We start from the raw sequence: 18298 nt of genomic DNA, 5'->3' as shown, positions 1-18298 counted from the left end.
AAATCAATTTTGAAAGCATAATTTGGCCATGCCGGACCACCTAGGAAGACGATGACTGGCCGGCTTCCGTACCACCAAGGTTTTTCAAACCTGCCTAGCAGATACTTTCTTGTTCTGGCGGCTGACGTTCGTGAGTGACGACATCGAGGTTTCGATCTTGTCTCCCACGAGCCACATCCTGGTGTAAAACGCATCGAATGAGCTGATGGCCCATTTCGTTCCATTAATAAGGAGAACTAGCTCACCGTTCTTCTCAACCCGCGCAATGCTTGTTTGCATGACCTAAGCTCCCGGATTCATCCTAGATCTCTTTTGGGCAGAGGCTGTCTTTCTCAAGTATTTACAGGTATGCAAACAGATATAACTTTGGTCAGCTGAGGGAGTTCCGGCTGATAAGAGGGAGGCGTTTGAGAGGTACCGCAATCTGTTCTATGTGTGCTGTTCACGTCCGACAACGCGCTTGGCTCTGCTCTTACCCAAGAGCTTTCCGACGCCTCGTTGACAATGCTGAACAATTGGTTCGACGGCGCAGTTGAACCCGCTCCTACACCGGAGGGGGATTAACCTTTATTCCCGCAAGGAGACGCGAGGGTGCTAAGTGAAATGTTTTCGGTCTTTATTTCTGCGACGACTGACTGTCCGTACGAGTCGCTTCTGATCAAGAGCAGACGCTCATTGACGCTTGTACAGTGCCGCTTCTAGTTAGTTTGTCCATTCCGTAGAACATTTTGATTACTGCGACAGCCAGTTCAAATTTGACTTCACACTGGATCTGATTACGGACGGATTGGAAAATACTATCGGACGGTGGTAGCTGCGACACGCAAGTCCGGTGCTCTCATCTCGTACTAACAGCGTCTGAATCGAAGACGATTAATGCCCCAAGCATCTTCCGGACGACAGCCAAGCCAATCTCAAAACAAGCAATTTTGGCCCGGAGTCGTTTCAACATAATGCCACCAGTGCGCCATGCACGCGGTCGAAACCGATGAACTCCTGCTCCAGCCGCAAATTGTCACGAATGCGTTGATCGCGCAGATCGTCGTACAGGCTGTACTCCTCGTCGCGCAGCCGCGGCAAGTCGCGTGTCAGTTGATGTTCCTCTCGACCCCAGAACGGCTCGAATGCCATCAGCGTAGCCCGATCCATCAGGAAACCCTGCACTTGGGGAAAGCGGGCGCGTAGCTGATCAAGGATGGCGAAGCCGTGGGTATCGATGTCGCCCCAGTAGTACAGCTGGCATTGCCGGAGCCAGTCGGTTCCGTCTAGCGCATCGAAACCATAGCCGGCGCCGAACAGCACCAGGCTGCCAGTCACTGAAGGAAAGGCGAGGAAGTTGGTTTCGTTCTCGGTGATGAACACGCGCGTGGCGTTGCAGCGCAGCGCGCGGAAGCTGTTCACGTCCAGCGTGACATCGCCCCCGGTTACGCCAGGCAGCAGTGAAAGCGCCGAGTCGAGCACCCGAAAGCGCACGCGCTCGGGCTTGGCAGCAAAACCGTAGCGGCGCTGGAAGCCACTGACGCCGCCTGCCACGGTATCGATGACGCTCTCCGGAAGGGCGGTATCGAACAGCTCAATCAGCACGCCGCGATGGCGTTCGATGAATTTGCTGTGCACACCGGGAATGTCGACCTGGCGCAGGTAGATGCCGGGACGTGGGTGCGCCTGCATCCAGGCGACGACGTCCAGCAAGCGGCACCAGTCCGCGTCCAGGGCCAACGCCCGCAACGGCCATTTGTGCAGCCAGCCGAGCAAACTGGGCTGACGGTCGCGGGTCTGCTGAACCTGGGCCTCGAAGGCGGCGGCCTTATCTTTGCGGTCGATCAGCGAGAGCGCATTGTCCAGCGTATCGACCCAAGCTTCGTCGGGCAGGATGGTGTTGCCGCGCACGCGGTGCCGGAACTGGCGCGTCTGCATGCGGATGTGCCGCAGTGCCTGCAGCTCGGTCACCCAGACCCGCACCTCGTCGAAACGATCGATCAGGTCGGCCGAGGTGGGGCCGCGCAGCCTTAACCGCATCGGGAACGGCGATTCGCCGCCGGCCAAGGGTGCCAGCAGCGCGCCGCTGTCCCAAGCCTTGCCAACCTGTGCCACCAGGTCCGCCGGCCGTGTCCAGCTCATCCAGCGACCCGCGCCTTCTCGGCACGGTACTCAGCTATGGAAAGATTGCGCAGCTTCGAAGCGCGCCCGGCTTCATTGTGGACGAAGCCGACACTGGACACGAACGGCTCGATCACGTGGATCTTCTGCAATGGAGTGACGATCAGCAGTTGGAGGTTGAGCTTGGCGAACAGGGTCAAACCGTACTGTGCCGACTCGTCGGAGCCGCGCCCGAAAGCCTCGTCGATCACCACGAACCGAAAGGTGCGCGAACGCGCCTCGCCCCATTCCAGCCCGAACTGATAGGCCAGGCTGGCGGCGAGGATGGTGTAGGCCAGCTTCTCCTTCTGGCCGCCGGATTTGCCGCCGGAATCGGAGTAGTGCTCGTGCTCGGTGTCGTCCTCGTGCCAGCGCTCGCTGGCGCCGAACAGGAACCAGTTGCGCACGTCGGTGACTTTGGCGGTCCAGCGCCGGTCCTGCTCCGAAAGGCCCTCGCGTCCGCGAAAGCGATCAATGATGGCCTTGACCTGCAGGAACTTGGCCTCCGAGTACTGGGCATCCTGGTTGGCGCCCACCACGTCGTCGGTGCAGCTTCGCAGGTCGGACTGGAAGTCGCGGATGTCCGCATCCTGACTGGCTTGCGGCTCCAGCAGGATGTAGCGCCCTGGGTTGTAGTCGATCTGCACTAGCGAGCCATTGATGCGGTCGATGCGGTCCTTGATGGTCTCTCGCTCGCGGGACAGTTGCGACTGGAAGTTGGCGATCTCGCGAATGGTGTTCTCGTTGAGCAGTTCCTTGAATCGCGCCTCGAACCGGGGCAGGTCGTCGGCCTGCAAGGCCTGCAGCATCTTGCCGTATTCATCGAGGGCTTCGATGCTGGCGTCGAACTCGGCGGTATCTAACGGGTACTCGCGCCGGAAGTCGCCCATCGCGTTGACGATCTTCTCGCGCAGCCGGACGATCCGCTTGTCCTCAGCGTCGAGCTTGTCCTGCAGCCACCGGCGGAAGTCGCTCTCGCGGTTGTCGCACGATTCCACGCTGAGCTGGTGTTCGCCTAGCGCGGCTTCCCGCAGTTCGGCTAACACCTGGAATCGTGCGGCGTGTACAGCGCCATCGGGAGCGTCCAGGATCTGCCTGGTTTGCTGCTGCAGGGCATGCGCATCATCCTGCTTCTGCACAACACCGCCCAACTTGCCTTCGTGCTCGCTCCGTTCGCGTTCGTCGCTTGCGATCTGTGCTTGCAGCGCCTTCAGTTGCTCGCTGAGTCGTTGTAACTGGTCTGAGGACTGCGCCAGCGCCTGCTTTTCGTCTTCAAGCCGGGCCAGCTCCACGGCCAGGCCGCGCCAGTCGAGTTCACGCCAGTCGTCGTACACCTCCAGTTTGCCCAGCGTCGTCTGGCGCGCTTTCAGATCTTCTTGCTTTTTCTGCAGGATGGTGAGCCTGCTGGCGACCTCTGCCACCGTACGCTCTAGCTCCCCGCGCTCCTCCTCGAGAGTTCGGATCTTGTCGGCGTTGCTCCAGCCCAATACATAGCGACCACGATCGTCCAGCCGATGCCGGTCGTCCTTCTCGTGCCGTTCGCCTGGCATCTTGACCTGTCCGGTGCGAGTGACGGCGCGGACTTCCCGCCGGAATTGCTCGGGCGTCTCGCAGCAGGCGATGTCGAACCGGCGGTACAACTCCTGCTCCAGCCAGTCGTAGAAGCGCGTCTCCTGATGGATCTCCAGCTTGCGGACCAGCGCATGCGGATGTGGCGACGGCAGATCGCCCTGTTTGCGCTCTCGTACCCGGTAGTACACCAGGCGACCGCGCAGATGGGTGCGATCGACCCAGTCGGCCACGCGCGCGTAGTACGCATCGGGTACGAGCAGCGACAGGCCGAAGCCACGCAGTAGGCGCTCGGCCGCGCCTTCCCATGCCTGCTCATCCTCCCGCACCCGGATTAGCTCGCCGGCGAAGGGCAGCGTTTCCTCATCCAGATCCAACGCGGCGCACAGGATGCGCCGAAGCTTGATCTGGTCGTCCGGCACCTTGGAGCGGCGCTGCCTGAGACTTTCGATCTCTTCGGTCAGGCGTGCGTGTGCTTCACGGCCGTCGCGTACCTGTACTGCCAGTTCGGTACGGTCGTTGTCCAGATCCGCTTCCTGGTTGCGAGCTGCCTCGATCCACCCGCCCAACTGCTGGCGCTGTGCCTGGAACTCACCGGCATCGGTGGCGGGCGGCTGTTCGATCTCGCGCAGGAGGGCGGTGTATTGCTCTGCGCGCTGGCGACGGCGGGTGAGGTCGTCGCCGGTTTTCCGGATCTGCGCATCCAGATGTTCGAGCCGGTCACCACCGTTGTCATGGATCGCCCGTCGGAGTTCGATTTCGTCCGTGCGGCGGAGGCTGAGGCTTTCTTCCAGCCGTTGCAATTGGGCGCTGTGCCTTGCATGGTCTTGGGCCAGCAGGGCCAGGCGGCGTTCGAGCAGGTCGTGTTTGAGCCCGGCGAAGTACGCGTGAAGCGCATCGCGATTGGCGCGCAGATCTTCGGTTTCGGCCAGCAGGCCGTTCAGGCGCTCGCCGTCACTCACCAGCGGGGTCAGTAGCTCTACCTGCCGCTTGGCCTTGAGCACCGCCTCATGCGCACGGTTGAGGTCGTCGAAATGTCCGATTAGCGCCTGGATGCGTGCTCCGACGTCCGAGGGCTCGAGCATGTGCCCGCGTACGAAGTCGGTCAGGTTGCCGACCGACTTCATCGACACGGTCTGGTGGAACAGTTCCAATGCCTGTTCGTTGTCGATGCCGAAGCGGCGCTTGAACCACGCGCCGTAGGGTGGAAAGTTGTCCTCGACCTCGGCGCCCAGGCCGCGCAGTTTACGCCGCAGCTTGGCGATCTCGCTGCCGAAGCCCGAGAAGTCGTGGGCGATCGACAAGTCCCGCTCGGCGCCGACAAAGAACCGTGCCGGCTGCCCCACTCCGTCCTTCATCCAGAAGACTTGTGCCAGGGTGACCGTCTGGTTGTAGCCGGTGTTGTGGAACACGCCGAGGATGACCGAATAGCTGTTGTGGTCGCGCAGTGCCACCGGCTTGGCGGTGCCAGTGATCTCGCTACGCTCGGACTTGTAGTGGCCCAACACGTAGGAGCGCAGCGAGCGCTCCTTGCTGTCGGCACCCGCGGCCTTGTTGTAGGCGATGCGCTGGGCTGGTACCAGCAGGGTGGTCACCGCGTCGACCAGCGTGGACTTGCCGGAGCCGATGTCGCCGGTCAGCAGCGTGTTGCGCCCATCCAGCGTCAGTGTCCATACGCGTTGGTCGAAGGTGCCCCAATTGAATACTTCCAGACGCTGAAGTCGGAAACCGGCTAGGGAGCCCTCGGTGTGCTCGGCCTCGCTTGGCGCGAGATGCGCAACGTCGTCGTACGCTAGCTCTTCAACCCGGTTCATCCTCGCCCCCCCCTATTTGCGCCCGATACGCCGCCAGGCGCGCATCGAAGTCCGCCAACCACTGCGCATCCACGAATGCCTTGAGGATGCGGCGTACCTCATACAACGCAGGTTGCGACCCGCCCTGTCCCGCAGCTGGCTTCATGCGGCGCAAGAAGCCAAGGTCCGCGATTTTGCCCAGATGGATTTCGAGCTGGTCGAGTACCCGCGCTTCGTTGCTCGAGGGGGGCAGAAATACCCGCACCATCTCAACGATTTCCTCAAGTGTGAGCACGAGCCGGGTATCGCCGCCACTAGCATCGGCTTCGGCCAGCTTGCGGCGCAGCAAGGCGAGCAGCAGGCTGACGGGAAACGACAGCTGCCGGCGTGCCACCAGTCTTGGAATCGGGTCGGCAATGCCATTGTCGGCCTCGGGGGCACGTCGTGACCGCAAGAAGGCGTAGCCTTCGGCTTCGTCCAGAATTAGCTCCAGCCCCAGCACTGAGAGGTAGTCGCGTACCTGCGACTGCAATCCGAGCAGGCTACCCCATAGCTGCGGATCGGATTCCTGGTAGAGCACACCCTTGAGCAGCTTCACCGCCAGCACGGGCAAGTCATCGCCGGCAAGCGAGGCGGACGAGTTGTCCATCATCATGCGGCCCCCAGAAAGATCACCCGCAGCAGGCGGGCCTGGCGATGATAGGGGCGGCCCCCGGCATCCAGGCCTTCCCAGGCCACCGGGTCGTGCACGTGCTCGTCGACTGTGCTCCGAAAGCCATCGTCGGCCAGTTGCAGATAGGCGACCAGCTCGGCTAGGCCTTGCTGCATAGGCTGCATCCGGACCAGTTCGGCCAGCGTGATCTGGCTGCGCCCGTGCAACGCATGGCGGATGTGGCGGACCAGCCGGGCCTTGTCCACGAAGACCTGCGCATACAGCGCGGCATCGTCCACGTCCGCGCCGTCGGCTTTCAGCACCACGTCCACGATCTTGGGTTGCAGGGCGGCCGTGTACAGCGGCCGCTCCATCGGCAGTTCAATCGAGGCAGCGGTGCCGTCGATGTGCATGGTCACGTCGGCAGGCGGCCCATCACGCAGTGCCAGGGCATGGGCCTCGATTGAATGCAGCAGGTCCATGATGCGGCGGTTCTCCAGCCAGGCTTGGTCATCGAGAAAGCGGCGCAACTGACGACTGAGTTCGGCGACGGTGCGTTGTGTGTGTTCGCCGGCTTCCAGCCAGTCGTAGTGCACGCGCCGCAACCGCGTGTCCGGCTGCTGTTCGTTCACCGCCGGCAGGGTCAGGACTCGTTCCAGCAACTCGGACAGCTCTTCCTGTCGGCGGCTGGACATGAGGAAGTCCCAGAACGCACGGAAGCTGCGTCCCTGATCGGACTCGGCGATGGCATCACGTTCGCCCATGACATCTTCCAGAAGCGCGCCCTTGCCACCTTCCCAGAGCGCGATGCGCTCGCGGACCCGCCGGTCGAGCTCGCGGAAGTTGTGCTCGACTTCGCGAAAATCGCCCAGCAGCTCACGTGCCAGCTGCAGGAACTGCTGGAAGCGATCGCGCACCGCCGTATCGTCCAGCAGCGGTGGAGATCCACCCAGTACTTGACTGATCTCAGTGTCGATCTCGGCGCGACGCCGCTGCAGTTCCGCTACCCGCGCCGCCGGATCGGTCTGGGTGCCCTCGCTGATCTGTCGCAGCAGTTCGAACAGGGTCAGTAGGCGCGATTCGGTACCGACGAAGCCGCGTTCGCCCAACGTGCCGAGCCAGAGGATCGCCTTTTCGGCGGGGGGAGTCAGATCGAACTGCGGTTCATCCGAACCGGGTCCGTAGAACTTGCGCAACCAGCCCTTGTCATTGGCCGCCCAATCGTCGAGATACTGCAGGGCCGTCTTCGGGAACGCGTCGTTGCCTAGCTGCTCACGTAGATCGAACAGCTCATCCTCGAGGGCTTCCACCAGATCGGCCTGGGCGATATTACGCATGTTTGGTGCCACGAAAATTCGGTGCAGAAAACTGGCCAGAAGCGCCGCGTGGTCGGCGCGCAATAGCCGCCACGCCGGATGGTGCTGGCGCAGCATTTCTATGGTGGCGTAATCGAAGCGCATTGCAAGGATCCTAGTCGATCGAGGCTCACAGGATGAGACTATCGTTCCAAAGCCAGCCGGATGGCACCACTTATCGTGGCCCTTTGTGGTCACACTATTCAAACTTCGGCTCACTAGCCAGCAGCGGTCCACTTTAGATCTTGGATTCAACTACGTTGCCCACGCGCTCGCACAATCGGAAGCGGGGGTTACTCTTACTGATTGACTCGGATGGGCGCGGAGGTTTTAGACGGAATGGACGGCCATAGTTTCTGAGACACCGAATGTCCGCTTTGGGTCGATTCTGTTGAAAAACTCGGTGGTCTTCCGGAAAGGCAGATTCGTAACGAAAAGTGGGGGCCATGAGAAGGCTTCTACGTCAGGTTGAGCGCGTAAATTTCGTTCAAGAGCGCTTCTCAAGGCCCAACTTTTTCGCTGAAAAATTTGGTGGCCGAGTTTTTCAACAGAATCGGTCGGTTTCCGCCAGTCGACGCAGAGTCGCGGCTGATCATGCTGGGTGGCGAACTGGTCGTCACGGATCGATCGTGCGATGCATTCGATCGGGTGTCGCATAGATGCTAGGAATTTAAGCACTCTGTCGATTGGCGGGTTCTTTTATACTGATAGTGACATTCCTGATCGTGAGCGCTTATGCCCAATATTGGCTACATTCTTAAACAGGAAATCAGTCGTCTGGCGCGACGTGAAATTAAGCAGCACACCACCGCCCTACACAAGGCGGCCGCGAGCTACCGCCGTGACATTGCGACGCTCAAGCGCCAAGTTGTTGCCCTGGAGCGCACAACCAAAGCCCAGAATAAGCAGCTGAAGAAGACCGCTACGGTCGCCGCCGAACCCGATACCGCGCTGCGCTTCCGCGCGGATGGGTTCAAGACTCTGAGAAAGAAGCTCGGCCTTTCGGCGGAGCAGACCGCGAAGTTGCTCGGGGTCAGTGGGCAATCGGTCTATGCGTGGGAGACGAAACGATCTACGCCACGGCGCTCCCAGTTGCCTGCCATCGCCGCGCTGCGGAAGATGGGCAAGCGCGAGGCTGCGGCGCGCCTTGAGGAGGTGACCTGACGGCTTTGTTGCCTATGCCGCGCTGAAGCGGGCGGTGGATTGGAGCCTAACCTTTCTGGATCGATCCGTGGCCAAACTATGCTTGCATTGCAAGGATAGTTTGGCCAAAACGGCCAAACTATGCTTTCACCCACAAAAGTCTTGGGTGAAGCTTATTTGGTGGGCCCACTAGGATTCGAACCTAGAACCAAAGGATTCGCGTGTTCCGAACGTTTCCGTTCGGCGCGGACTATCTCTTCACCCGCAGCTTCGAGGCGACTCGAAGCTGGTGGGGTGCGGGACGCTCTAAGCCTGTTATGAAGGGCACTTGCAGCCCTCAGGTAGTCTCTGCACCTTCCGGCGGTGCACCGCCGGCTTGGCTCAGGATTGCCGCCGGCCGAACCGCTGCGGTTTCCCTGAATTCATCCCGTTCCCGTCCGCGCGTTTCCGCGCGGCGGCACCTTTCGATGAGTCCTCTGCTCTAACCGTTGAGCTATAGGCCCGGACGGCGAGCATGTTAGGCGAAGTGCTCGTGCGTGCCTAGTCTTGCGACTTCAAGGCGGGTCTCAAAATCCCGATCGCGAAATTCCTTGTCCGCGCCGCCTAGTCTTTCGCCTTGGCGTAGCTCACGCGCCAGATCGAGCCCGAACCGTCGTCGGTGACGAGCAGCGAGCCGTCGGTGGCGACGGCGACGCCGACCGGGCGGCCCCAGACCGTGCCGTCGTCGAGGACGAAGCCGGTGAGGAAATCCTGATACTCGCCGCTTGCCTTCGCAGTGCCGTGGCGCGGTACGCGGATCACTTCGTAGCCGGCGCGTGCGGCCTTGTTCCACGAGCCGTGCTCGGCGGCGAAGACGTCGCCTGCGTATTCGGATGGAAACTGCTTGCCGTCGTAGAAGGCCAGGCCGAGCGAGGCATTGTGTGGCTGCAGAAGCACGTCGGGCACGATGACCTTGTCCTTGAGGTCGGCGCGCTTGCCGGCGAGGCGCGGGTCCTGGTTTGCGCCGATGTACCACCACGGCCAGCCGTAGAAACCGCCCTCCTGCACGCGGGTGATGTAGTCGGGCACGAGGTTGTCGCCGAGCATGTCTCGCTCGTTGACCGAGGTCCACAAGTCGCCCGATTGTGGGTCTATGGCCAGACCGACCGGATTGCGGATGCCCCAGGCGAATACTTTTCGCTCGCTGCCGTCGGGCTTGTATACCAATATATTCGCGCGCAGCTTTTCCTCTGGCGTGGTGTCCGGATCGTCGACGTTGGAGCGCGAACCGACCGCGACGAACATGCGCTTGCCGTCCGCCGAGAACACGACGTCGCGCGTCGAATGGCCGCCGGTCGGCAGGTCGGCGAGCTTCTCGGGCTTGCCGCGCGCCTTGAGGTCGCCGTTGCGATAAGGCAGACGCACGACGGCATCGGTGTTGCCGATGTAGATCCATTGCGGATCGGTGCCCGGCGGATAGAAGGCGATGCCGAAAGGCGCATTCAGATCGGTCGCGAAGATTTCCGTCTGCTTTGGCTTGCCGTCCGCGCCGATCCCGCGCAGCACGCGGACGCGTCCCGCGGCAGTCTCGGCAACGAAAATATCGCCGTTCGGTGCGCGGCGAATCTGGCGCGGATTCTTCAGGTCGTTCGCGAACAGCTCGACCTTGAATCCCGGCGGTGCCTTCGGCCACGCATTCGCGGGTCGCGGCACCATGCGCGGGCCGTTGCCGACCGATTGCGTCGCGTACGGCACCGGCAGATCGGCCGGGGTGATCTTGCGTGTGGTGCCCGGCGCCTCGTAGCGAAAATCGGTGAACGGCGGCGTCGGCGCGGGCGCGTCGAATTTGGTTTTTGCGGCTTCCTGCGCGGCGAGCGGAACGGCGCCTGCGAACGAGGCGGCGAGGATCAAGGCGAGGTGGCGGAGGATCATCGGGAGTCCTGGCGGGAGCGATCGGGTTCGATCCGGGATTGAGCCGGTATTCTGCAACGATCTGCGGCCAAAGTGTCGGCGCGACGAATCTCACGCGCGGCTAACAGACGGTGCCGGGTTTGCCGGTATACTCGCGCCGTTTTCCTCAATCGCAGACCGCAACGGTAATGTCGAAACCCCGGCCAGGGCGCCCGCAAAACTTCTTTTTCGATCTTGCCTGTTTCCTGCCGGCGCTGGCCGTCTTTTCGCTCGCCGCTTTCGTTCGTCATCCCGCGATCGCGCTGGCCCTGATCGTCGGCAATGCGCTGACCATGGCGGCGGTCACGCATGCGCTGCATCGGGGACGCAAGACGTCGTTCGCATCGAAACTCGCACCGGGCGCCGTCGCGTACTTCGTTCTGCTGGCGGCGTATGCGGCGGTCTTCGCCCTCGTCGCGTTCTTTCCTTCGCGCCTGATCCTCGGCAGCGCCTCTCTGGCCGCGGCATTGCTGCTGTCGGCCGCCGTGTTCGTGCTACTGCTCGCGCCGTGGCGCGCGTGGCCGGCGTTCGGGCTCGCGCCGCTGTTCGATGACTTGTTCCCGGCGCGCAAACCGGGCGGCATGCCCGCAACGATCGAGCGCAGCGTCGATCTGGCCCACCGCCTCACCGGGCGCGAAGACCTGTTCTTCCCGCAAGGGCTGGTCGTCTCGCTGTCCTTGTTCGTGCTGACCTTCGGCGCATTCGCGATCGCCGAAATCGGCATCGAGCTGGACGAAACTACGCGTCTGATCGCGCTCGCCGTCTATGCGTTGGTGTGCGCGCCGCTCGCGCACTGGCTCATTGTCCGCGCGAGCTTCGGTGCTTTGCTCGCCCAGCGCGATCTGATGCGCCGCACCCGTGGACGCCGCGACGCGGTGCAGAAGCGCGAGCCGACCTGGGCGGAGCCTGAGGCCGTTTCTGCTCCCGCCGAGGCGTCGGCTCCGCCGCCCGCGCCAATAGATCAGGCCGAGCTCGACGCCGCCTTGCTGCGGCATGCGCGCGGCTGCCAGGGCAAGGCCGCGCTCGGCGCGCTCGCTCAAGGCGCCGATCCGAACTTCGTGCCGGCGCCCGGCGATCGCGACCAGCGTTCGGTCATCGTCCTCGCCTGCGTCGCTCAGGATCTCGCTCTATTGCGCGCATTGATCGCCAAGGGCGCCGACATCAACCGCATGCACGCGGGCCTGGCGCCGCTGATCGCGGCGACGCGCGACAGCTACCAGGGCCGGCCCGATGTCGTGATCACCCTGCTGACCAACGGTGCCGATCCGCATTGTGTCGATGCCGACGGCAACACGCCGCTGCACTTCGCCGTGCGCGCGGCCGAACCGACCGTCGCCGCGCTGCTTTGCGATGCGTCGGCGCCGATCGATGCGGTCAATCGCGAGGGCTATACGCCGCTCGCGATCGCCTGCGCGTTGGGCCGCGGCGATCTCGCGCGTTTCCTGCTTGAACGCCGCGCCGACGTCGAAATCGAAGCGGCTTTGCCTGCCCTTATCGCCGCCGCCGCTGCGCCGGACGACAACACGGACACGGTCAAGCTGTTGCTCAAGCGCGGCGCGCGCGTCGATGCCACCGACGGCCACGGCCGCGCCGCTCTCGCGGTCGCCGCGCAGCACGACAATGCGCATATCGCCACGGTCCTGCTCAAGGCCGGTGCGGCGATCGGCGCGACCGACGCGCTCGGCGTCACCGCCTTGATGGAAGCCGCGATTGCCGGTGCCGACGAGGCGCTCGACGTGCTCGGCGCGAACGCGCCGGTGCTCGAACAGGCGGACCATACCGGGCGCACCGCGCTGATGTTCGCGGCCGAGTCGATCAATGCCGACGACGCCTTCGTCGATCGCCTGCTCGCGCTCGGCGCATCACGCGACACGGCGACGGCAGACGGCAGGCGCGCGGTCGATTTCGCCGCCGCGGCGGGCCGCTGGAGCATCGTCGCCCTGCTCGATCCCGGCTACGTCTTGCCCGCCAACGTCGACACTTCTTCGGCGCCTGCGGCGTCGGCGCGCGAGGATTCGCCCGCGCACCTGCTCGATGCGCTGCGCTTCGGCCACTGGCAGATTGCCGACAGCTTCGCCGAGGCACAGCGCGGTTGGCCGATGGCGCAGCGCGCGCAGTTGTTCTTCGATCTTGCCGCGCATGGCGATCCCGCTGCGCGAGCGTGGCTGATCGACCACGGTCTCGATCCGAACGCATGTCTGCCCGGCGGCCTGTCCTTGGCTGGCGCGCTGCTGGTGCAGTTGCCGACCAGTTTGGCCGCGCTGCGCGAGCTCGTCGATGCGGGCGCGCAGGTCACCGGCGTCGGCATGCTCGACCCCCTGTTCGACGCGATTGCGCGCTATCCCGAACGACGCGAAGAACTCGAAGCACTCGCCCTCACCATGATCGAGCGCGGCGCGGACATCTTCGCCGCGGACGCGAACCGGCAAACGCCGCTCGCGCGCGCCGTCGCCGGTGGCAGCGCGAGCGTGGCGCAGGCCCTGCTCGCGCGCGGCGTCGACCCGAACCTGCGCGATCGCCACGGGCGTTCGCCGCTGTTCGCCGCCTTCGCCTTGCCCGCCTCGCTTGCCGATGCCACGACACGCGCGCTGATCCGCGCCGGCGCCGATCCGGAACTCGCCGCGGCCAACGGCGAAACACCGCTTGGCCTCGCACTCGGTTCGCCGCAGTCCAGTCTGCGCGCCTGGTTCGATTGGGCCGAGTGGAAGTTGCCCAAGCGCGCGCTGCGTGCGGCCGACCTGCCTGCGGCCGCGCAGCTCGGCGACGCGGCCGCGGTGGCGAAGCTCATCGATCTCGGTTTCCCCGTCGATGCGCACGATGCAAAGGGCGCCAGCGCCCTGATGCGCGCCGCCGGCGCGGGTCGCGCCGATATCGTCAAGCTGCTGCTGGAACGCGGCGCCGATGTCGCGCAGACCACTGTGAGCGGCGCGACGCCGTTGTCCGCGGCGGTCAGCGCGCGCCGTCAGAACGTGGTCGAAGCCTTGCTCGAGCGCGGCGTGACTGTCGATCAGCGCATGCCGGGCGGCGGTACCGTGCTAATGATCGCCGCAGCCCTGGGCTATCCCGACATCGTCGCGGCCCTGCTTGCGCGTGGCGCTGACGCCAATGCGCAGGACGAGCACGGCACGCGGCCGCTGCATGCCGCGGCCCAGTTCGCCTTCGCCCACCGCGACACCGCACGCGCACGGCAGACGCTGGAACTACTGGTCGGCAAGGGCGCCGAACTCGACGCCTGCGACGATCGCGGCGACAGCGCCCTGCACATCCTGCTCGGCGCGCGCGCCGAACCGCGCAGCGTCGGCGATCAGCAGCATCTGCAGTCGCTGCTCTCGCTGTTCCTCGTCGGCCGTGCCGACGTCAACCTGCAGGACGATCGCGGTGTCTCGCCGCTGCATGCCTGCGCGATGCATGGCTTGATCCTGCCCGCACGCGCACTGCTCGCCGCGCGCGCCGATCCGGAAGCGGCCGATTCGATGGGGCGCACGCCGCGTGAAGTCGCGGATCTGCTCGGCTTTATCGACGTCGCTGCCGAATTGACCGTGCGTTTGCCGGGTGCGATGCCGCTGCCGGGTCAGCCGGCTGCGCAGCGCTAGGGCGTTTTTCGACACGGATCAACACGGAAGGACACGGATAAGAGCGAAAGACAACGCCGGGGTTGGCGCAACTGAGCTCCTGCGCATGCCGCGTCACGAATCCCCTCGGTCCAGCAGCTTTTATCCATGTCCTTCCGCGTTAATCCGTGGCCAACTTCTCTTAGCTCTTAATCGCGGAAGTTCTCGTACTGCAGCGGCATCTTCAGATCGGCCGCGCGCACGAGTGCGATCGCCATCTGCAGATCGTCGCGCTTCTTGCCGCTGACGCGCAATTTGTCGCCCTGGATCTGCGCTTCGACTTTGACCTTGGCGTCTTTGATCTTTTTGATGATCTCCTTCGCCAGCGGCTGATCGATGCCTTGCTTGAGCGTCACCTTCTGCTTGGAGCTTGCGAGATTCGTCTCCGGATCGTCGATCTCCATGCAGCGGATATCGATCTGCCGGCTCGTGAGGCGCTGCTTGAGAATGTCGAGCATCTGCTTCAACTGGAATTCGGCCTGCGCCTTCATCGTGACGACCGTGTCCTCGCGCTCGTAGACCGCACCGCTGCCCTTGAAGTCGAAGCGGTTGGCGAGTTCGCGATTGGCCTGGTCGACCGCGTTGGTCAATTCGTGCAGGTCGAGTTTGGAAACGATATCGAACGAAGGCATGGTTCTGTGCGGTCCGGGGTTTCTGGCATTCTAGCAAGCACGAAACGTCCGCGAAAAAGGTGTGCCATGTGCCGGAACATCAAGACGCTGTTCAATTTCGACCCGCCGGCGACCGACGCCGAAGTGCACGACGCAGCGCTGCAGTTCGTGCGCAAGCTCAGCGGCTTCAACGCGCCGTCCAAGGCCAACCAGGCCGTCTTCGATCGTGCGGTCGAGGACGTCACCGCGATCGCGCGCGCTCTGGTCGATTCGCTCGTGACCACGGCCGATCCGCGCAATCGCGAGACCGAAGCGGAGCGCGCCCGAGAGCGCAACAAGCTGCGGTTCGCGCTGCCGCGCTGAAGCGCCGCTCATTATTTCCGCGGCTCGTGAGAACCGCGGAAATCGCTACGTTCGCGCAATGCGCTTCAAGTTTCGACGGCGCCGAGCCATGCGAAGCGTTCGAGCACGCGCTGCCAGATTTCGTCGGGCGCAGCGGTGAGCGTCAGCGATATTCCCGACAGCGGATGTGCAAACTCCAAGCGCCACGCATGCAGCAGCATGCGGTGCATGCTGAAGTGGATGCGCCAGAGGCGGTTGTGATCGCCGCGGCCGTGGCTGGTGTCGCCGACGATGTGATGCGAGACGTGGTGGAAGTGCTTGCGGATTTGCCGGTAGCGCCCGGTTTCGGGCGCGGCTTCGACGAGCGCGTAACGCTGCTCGGGATATCGTCCCATCTCGATCGGCACGGTCGTGGTCGCGAGCGTGCGCCAGCGCGTCATCGCGGGTTTGCGCGGGCCGCGTTCGCGCACGCCGGGCAGTGGATAGTCGATCACGCCTTCGGCCGCCGGCCAGCCGCGCACGACGGCGAGATATTTTTTAGTCACCTCGCGCGCCATGAACAGGCGACCGAGCTCGCCGGCGACTTCGCGCGACTTGGCCAGCAAGAGCACGCCGGACGTCGCGCGGTCGAGCCGATGAGCGAGGAACAGATTCGTGCCGGCCTGCGCCTTCAGGCGTTCGAGGAGGAAATCGTTCTCGTCGATCGCGATTTTGCTGCGATGAACGAGCAGGCCCGCCGGTTTGTTCGCGGCGAGCAGGTCGGCATCCTCGAAAATGATTTCGATCGGTGCGGTCAACGCGCGCGCCGCCAGGCGACGAAGAACGCGGCGGCACTGACTGCGAGCGCAAGCCACGCCGAGACGGGCACGTGCGCCCATTGCGCACCGTGCGCATCGAAGGCGTAGAGCAGGGCGGCGCAGATCAGCGAGGCCGCGGCGAGCGGTAGCACGGCGAGCTGGTGCCGCTGCGCGCGCGCAAGACGCTCGGTCTGCTCGCGTAGGGCGAGCTGGCTGTCGCGGTCGAGTTCGCCGTTCGCGGCGCGCTGCAGGCTGGCGTGAACGAGTTCGGGCAGTTGCGGCGCGACCGCCAGCCATTCGGGCAGGCGCTTGCGCACCTGCTTGAGCGCGTGGCGCACGCCGTAGCGCTTGCGCAGGATTTCGGCGAGCACGGGCCGCGCGACCGCCCAGATGTCGATCTGCGGATGCAGCAGGCGACCGACGCCTTCGATATTGAGCAAGGTCTTCTGCAGCAGGATCAGCTGCGGCTGCACGGTGAGCTGGTAGCGGCGCGCGACGGAAAACAACTTCGCCACGACGTCGCCGAGCGAGATCTGCGAGAGCGGCCGGGTGAAGTACGGCTCGCACACCGTGCGCACCGCGGCTTCGAGTTCGTCGATGCGCGCGGTCTTCGGAATCCAGCCGGCGGCGATGTGCAGCTCGGCTATGCGCCGGTAGTCGCGGTCGAACAGCGCCATGAAGTTCTCGGCGAGCCAGAACTGATCTTCATCGGGCAGCGAGCCGACGATGCCGAAGTCGAGCGCGATGAAGCGCGGATTCTCGCGTCGCGCCGGATCGACCCAGATATTGCCCGGGTGCGCGTCGGCATGGAAAAAATTGTCGCGGAACACCTGGGTGTAGAACAGGCGCACGCCCTTTTCGGCGAGTGCGATGCGATCGATGCCGGCGTGGTCGAGCGCGGCGAGGTCGTCGACGGCGATGCCGTGCACGCGCTCCAGCGTCAGCATCGATTCCTTGGTCTGATCCCAGTACACCTTCGGCACGTAGACGTCGTCGCCCGCGGAAAAATTGCGCCGCAGCAGCGAGCCGTTCGCCGCCTCGCGTTGCAGGTCGAGTTCGTTTTCCAGCGTGTTCTCGATCTCGGCGACGATGTCGCGCGGGCGGATTTTGTCCGCCGCCGGATGCCAGCGCTGGGCGAGTTCACCGAGCGCGCGCAACAGGGCGATGTCGGCGCGGATGCGCGCATGGATGCCGGGGCGCAGCACCTTGACCACGACTTCTTCGCCAGTGAGCAGGCGCGCCGCGTGCACCTGCGCGATCGACGCCGAGGCGAGCGGCGTCGTATCAAAGTTCGCATAGACCGAAGCCACCGGTGCGCCGAGCGCAGTCTCGACCGCGGCGCGCGCCTGTTCGCCTGGGAACGGCGGTACCTTGTCCTGTAGCACGCTCAGCTCGTCGGCGACGTCGGCTGGCAGCAGGTCGCGGCGCGTCGACAGGATCTGGCCGAACTTGACGAAGATCGGGCCCGCATCGACGAGCGCGGCGCGCAACCGCGCTCCGCGCGGCAGACCGGCGATCTCGGCCGGCGGTTTCGGCAGCACGACGCGCAGCAGGCGCAGCGCGCGTGGCGGCTGGAAGCCGTCGACGATTTCGTCGAGACGGTAGCGGGCGATCGTGGCGAGGATGCCGGCGAGGCGCGGCAGTTGGCCGAGCGTTGTCATGCGGCGTCCTTGCCGCGCTGTGCGGCGAGGCGCTTCACCCGCGCTTCGAGGCGGTCGGCGCGCTCGCGCAGCGCATCGACGCCGTCGAGGAACGTTTCCATCTCCGCGGGGGCGATGAGATCACGGCTTTCTTCGCGCAGGAATTCGGCCGTGTCCTGCGCCGCCGCCTGCGCGGACTCGCGCGTATAGGCGAAGGCGCGCAACATGGTGCGCGCGAGCGGTACGCCGAGAACGTCGCCGAACGTCCGCGCGAACGCCTCTTCGATGTCGGGGCGAAAACCGCGGACCAGTTTCTCCATGCGCCGGGCAAGATCGGCGTCGCCGGAAATCTCGACCTTGCCGGGCGGTGCCGCGTCGTCGTCGCCGCGGCGCAGGGCGAAGGCGAGCAGGCTCGCCGGCGCCGCGCGCAGGCTGAGATCGCTCGCCTTGTCCCAGTGCGGGCCGACCTTGAGCTTGCCGTCGGTGACTGAGATCGCCAGTGCAAGACCGCTGCAGCGCAGATCGACGCCGATGCGTTTGCCTTCGAGCGCACTCATGCGCTGCGCTGTCTCGGCGTCGAGCGCGAGTGCGCGATTGAGGGCGAATTCGAGCGCGGCGCCCAGGCGCTGCAGGATCGGATTGGGCGTGCGCGGATCGGACATCGCGAAGCGGATCGAAGGACGGAGCGCTATTGTAGCCCGGCGCCGCGAGGCTTTT

At 64.3% G+C, this 18298-nt stretch carries 12 protein-coding genes; 3 read left to right on the top strand and 9 right to left on the bottom strand.

Annotation, left to right across the window (positions count from 1 at the left end; genetic code table 11):
* Positions 1-945 precede the first annotated feature (945 nt).
* Genes FFS30_RS07080 through FFS30_RS07065 form a run of 4 tightly spaced genes read right to left on the bottom strand, consistent with a single transcriptional unit; the run spans position 946 to position 7613 of the window.
* Positions 946-2121: a Wadjet anti-phage system protein JetD domain-containing protein gene (locus FFS30_RS07080; protein ID WP_137912357.1), complete on the bottom strand. Its 1176-nt coding sequence runs from the start codon at positions 2119-2121 to the stop codon at positions 946-948.
* Positions 2118-5522, bottom strand: coding sequence for an ATP-binding protein (locus FFS30_RS07075; protein WP_137912356.1), 3405 nt, complete (start codon positions 5520-5522; stop codon positions 2118-2120). Before FFS30_RS07075 ends, FFS30_RS07080 begins: the two co-directional genes overlap by 4 nt.
* Positions 5509-6156 (bottom strand): DUF4194 domain-containing protein, encoded by a 648-nt coding sequence (locus FFS30_RS07070; RefSeq protein ID WP_212742416.1) that lies wholly within the window; start codon positions 6154-6156, stop codon positions 5509-5511. Before FFS30_RS07070 ends, FFS30_RS07075 begins: the two co-directional genes overlap by 14 nt.
* A complete protein-coding gene (locus FFS30_RS07065) occupies positions 6153-7613 on the bottom strand; it encodes a DUF3375 domain-containing protein (RefSeq protein ID WP_137912355.1) in 1461 nt (486 codons plus the stop codon). Before FFS30_RS07065 ends, FFS30_RS07070 begins: the two co-directional genes overlap by 4 nt.
* A gap of 630 nt (positions 7614-8243) precedes the next feature.
* Here FFS30_RS07065 and FFS30_RS07060 point away from each other — a divergent pair.
* Positions 8244-8672, top strand: a complete 429-nt coding sequence (locus FFS30_RS07060) for a helix-turn-helix transcriptional regulator (RefSeq protein ID WP_137912354.1) — start codon at positions 8244-8246, stop codon at positions 8670-8672.
* A 582-nt stretch (positions 8673-9254) separates the two neighbouring features.
* On the opposite strand, the gene FFS30_RS07055 is transcribed toward FFS30_RS07060, so the two are convergent.
* Positions 9255-10562: a sorbosone dehydrogenase family protein gene (locus tag FFS30_RS07055; RefSeq protein WP_137912353.1), complete on the bottom strand. Its 1308-nt coding sequence runs from the start codon at positions 10560-10562 to the stop codon at positions 9255-9257.
* 167 nt (positions 10563-10729) lie between these two features.
* Between FFS30_RS07055 and FFS30_RS07050 the strand changes: the two genes are divergently transcribed.
* Positions 10730-14173 (top strand): ankyrin repeat domain-containing protein, encoded by a 3444-nt coding sequence (locus FFS30_RS07050; protein ID WP_137912352.1) that lies wholly within the window; start codon positions 10730-10732, stop codon positions 14171-14173.
* 167 nt (positions 14174-14340) lie between these two features.
* Here the strand turns inward: FFS30_RS07050 and FFS30_RS07045 are convergent, their stop codons facing one another.
* Positions 14341-14823 carry a YajQ family cyclic di-GMP-binding protein gene (locus tag FFS30_RS07045; RefSeq protein WP_137912351.1) on the bottom strand — a complete coding sequence of 161 codons (483 nt, stop codon included), beginning with the start codon at positions 14821-14823 and terminating at the stop codon, positions 14341-14343.
* Between the two features lie 66 nt (positions 14824-14889).
* Between FFS30_RS07045 and FFS30_RS07040 the strand changes: the two genes are divergently transcribed.
* Complete coding sequence (locus tag FFS30_RS07040; RefSeq protein WP_137912350.1) at positions 14890-15165, top strand: DUF2277 domain-containing protein; 276 nt, start codon at positions 14890-14892, stop codon at positions 15163-15165.
* Between the two features lie 65 nt (positions 15166-15230).
* Here FFS30_RS07040 and FFS30_RS07035 read toward each other — a convergent pair whose 3' ends face one another.
* The 3 genes from FFS30_RS07035 to FFS30_RS07025 are packed head-to-tail and all read right to left on the bottom strand — an operon-like array spanning position 15231 to position 18243.
* Complete coding sequence (locus FFS30_RS07035; protein WP_249352224.1) at positions 15231-15941, bottom strand: pseudouridine synthase; 711 nt, start codon at positions 15939-15941, stop codon at positions 15231-15233.
* A complete protein-coding gene (gene ubiB / locus FFS30_RS07030; RefSeq protein ID WP_137912348.1) occupies positions 15938-17602 on the bottom strand; it encodes a ubiquinone biosynthesis regulatory protein kinase UbiB in 1665 nt (554 codons plus the stop codon). Before ubiB ends, FFS30_RS07035 begins: the two co-directional genes overlap by 4 nt.
* Positions 17599-18243: an SCP2 sterol-binding domain-containing protein gene (locus FFS30_RS07025; RefSeq protein WP_137912347.1), complete on the bottom strand. Its 645-nt coding sequence runs from the start codon at positions 18241-18243 to the stop codon at positions 17599-17601. The genes ubiB and FFS30_RS07025 overlap by 4 nt, the downstream gene beginning before the upstream one ends.
* Positions 18244-18298 lie beyond the last annotated feature (55 nt).

It is taken from the genome of Rudaea sp. 3F27F6 (genome assembly GCF_005503555.1).
Taxonomy (GTDB): Bacteria; Pseudomonadota; Gammaproteobacteria; order Xanthomonadales; family Rhodanobacteraceae; genus Rudaea.
This window is presented reverse-complemented; position numbering and strand designations above follow the sequence as displayed.

What these genes read in the sequence shown, in the direction of transcription:
- FFS30_RS07080 (WP_137912357.1), bottom strand. Translation starts at nt 2,121, where the DNA reads ATGAGCTGGACACGGCCGGCGGACCTGGTGGCACAGGTTGGCAAGGCT.
- FFS30_RS07075 (WP_137912356.1), bottom strand. Translation starts at nt 5,522, where the DNA reads ATGAACCGGGTTGAAGAGCTAGCGTACGACGACGTTGCGCATCTCGCG.
- FFS30_RS07070 (WP_212742416.1), bottom strand. Translation starts at nt 6,156, where the DNA reads ATGATGATGGACAACTCGTCCGCCTCGCTTGCCGGCGATGACTTGCCC.
- FFS30_RS07065 (WP_137912355.1), bottom strand. Translation starts at nt 7,613, where the DNA reads ATGCGCTTCGATTACGCCACCATAGAAATGCTGCGCCAGCACCATCCG.
- FFS30_RS07060 (WP_137912354.1), top strand. Translation starts at nt 8,244, where the DNA reads ATGCCCAATATTGGCTACATTCTTAAACAGGAAATCAGTCGTCTGGCG.
- FFS30_RS07055 (WP_137912353.1), bottom strand. Translation starts at nt 10,562, where the DNA reads ATGATCCTCCGCCACCTCGCCTTGATCCTCGCCGCCTCGTTCGCAGGC.
- FFS30_RS07050 (WP_137912352.1), top strand. Translation starts at nt 10,730, where the DNA reads ATGTCGAAACCCCGGCCAGGGCGCCCGCAAAACTTCTTTTTCGATCTT.
- FFS30_RS07045 (WP_137912351.1), bottom strand. Translation starts at nt 14,823, where the DNA reads ATGCCTTCGTTCGATATCGTTTCCAAACTCGACCTGCACGAATTGACC.
- FFS30_RS07040 (WP_137912350.1), top strand. Translation starts at nt 14,890, where the DNA reads ATGTGCCGGAACATCAAGACGCTGTTCAATTTCGACCCGCCGGCGACC.
- ubiB (WP_137912348.1), bottom strand. Translation starts at nt 17,602, where the DNA reads ATGACAACGCTCGGCCAACTGCCGCGCCTCGCCGGCATCCTCGCCACG.
- FFS30_RS07025 (WP_137912347.1), bottom strand. Translation starts at nt 18,243, where the DNA reads ATGTCCGATCCGCGCACGCCCAATCCGATCCTGCAGCGCCTGGGCGCC.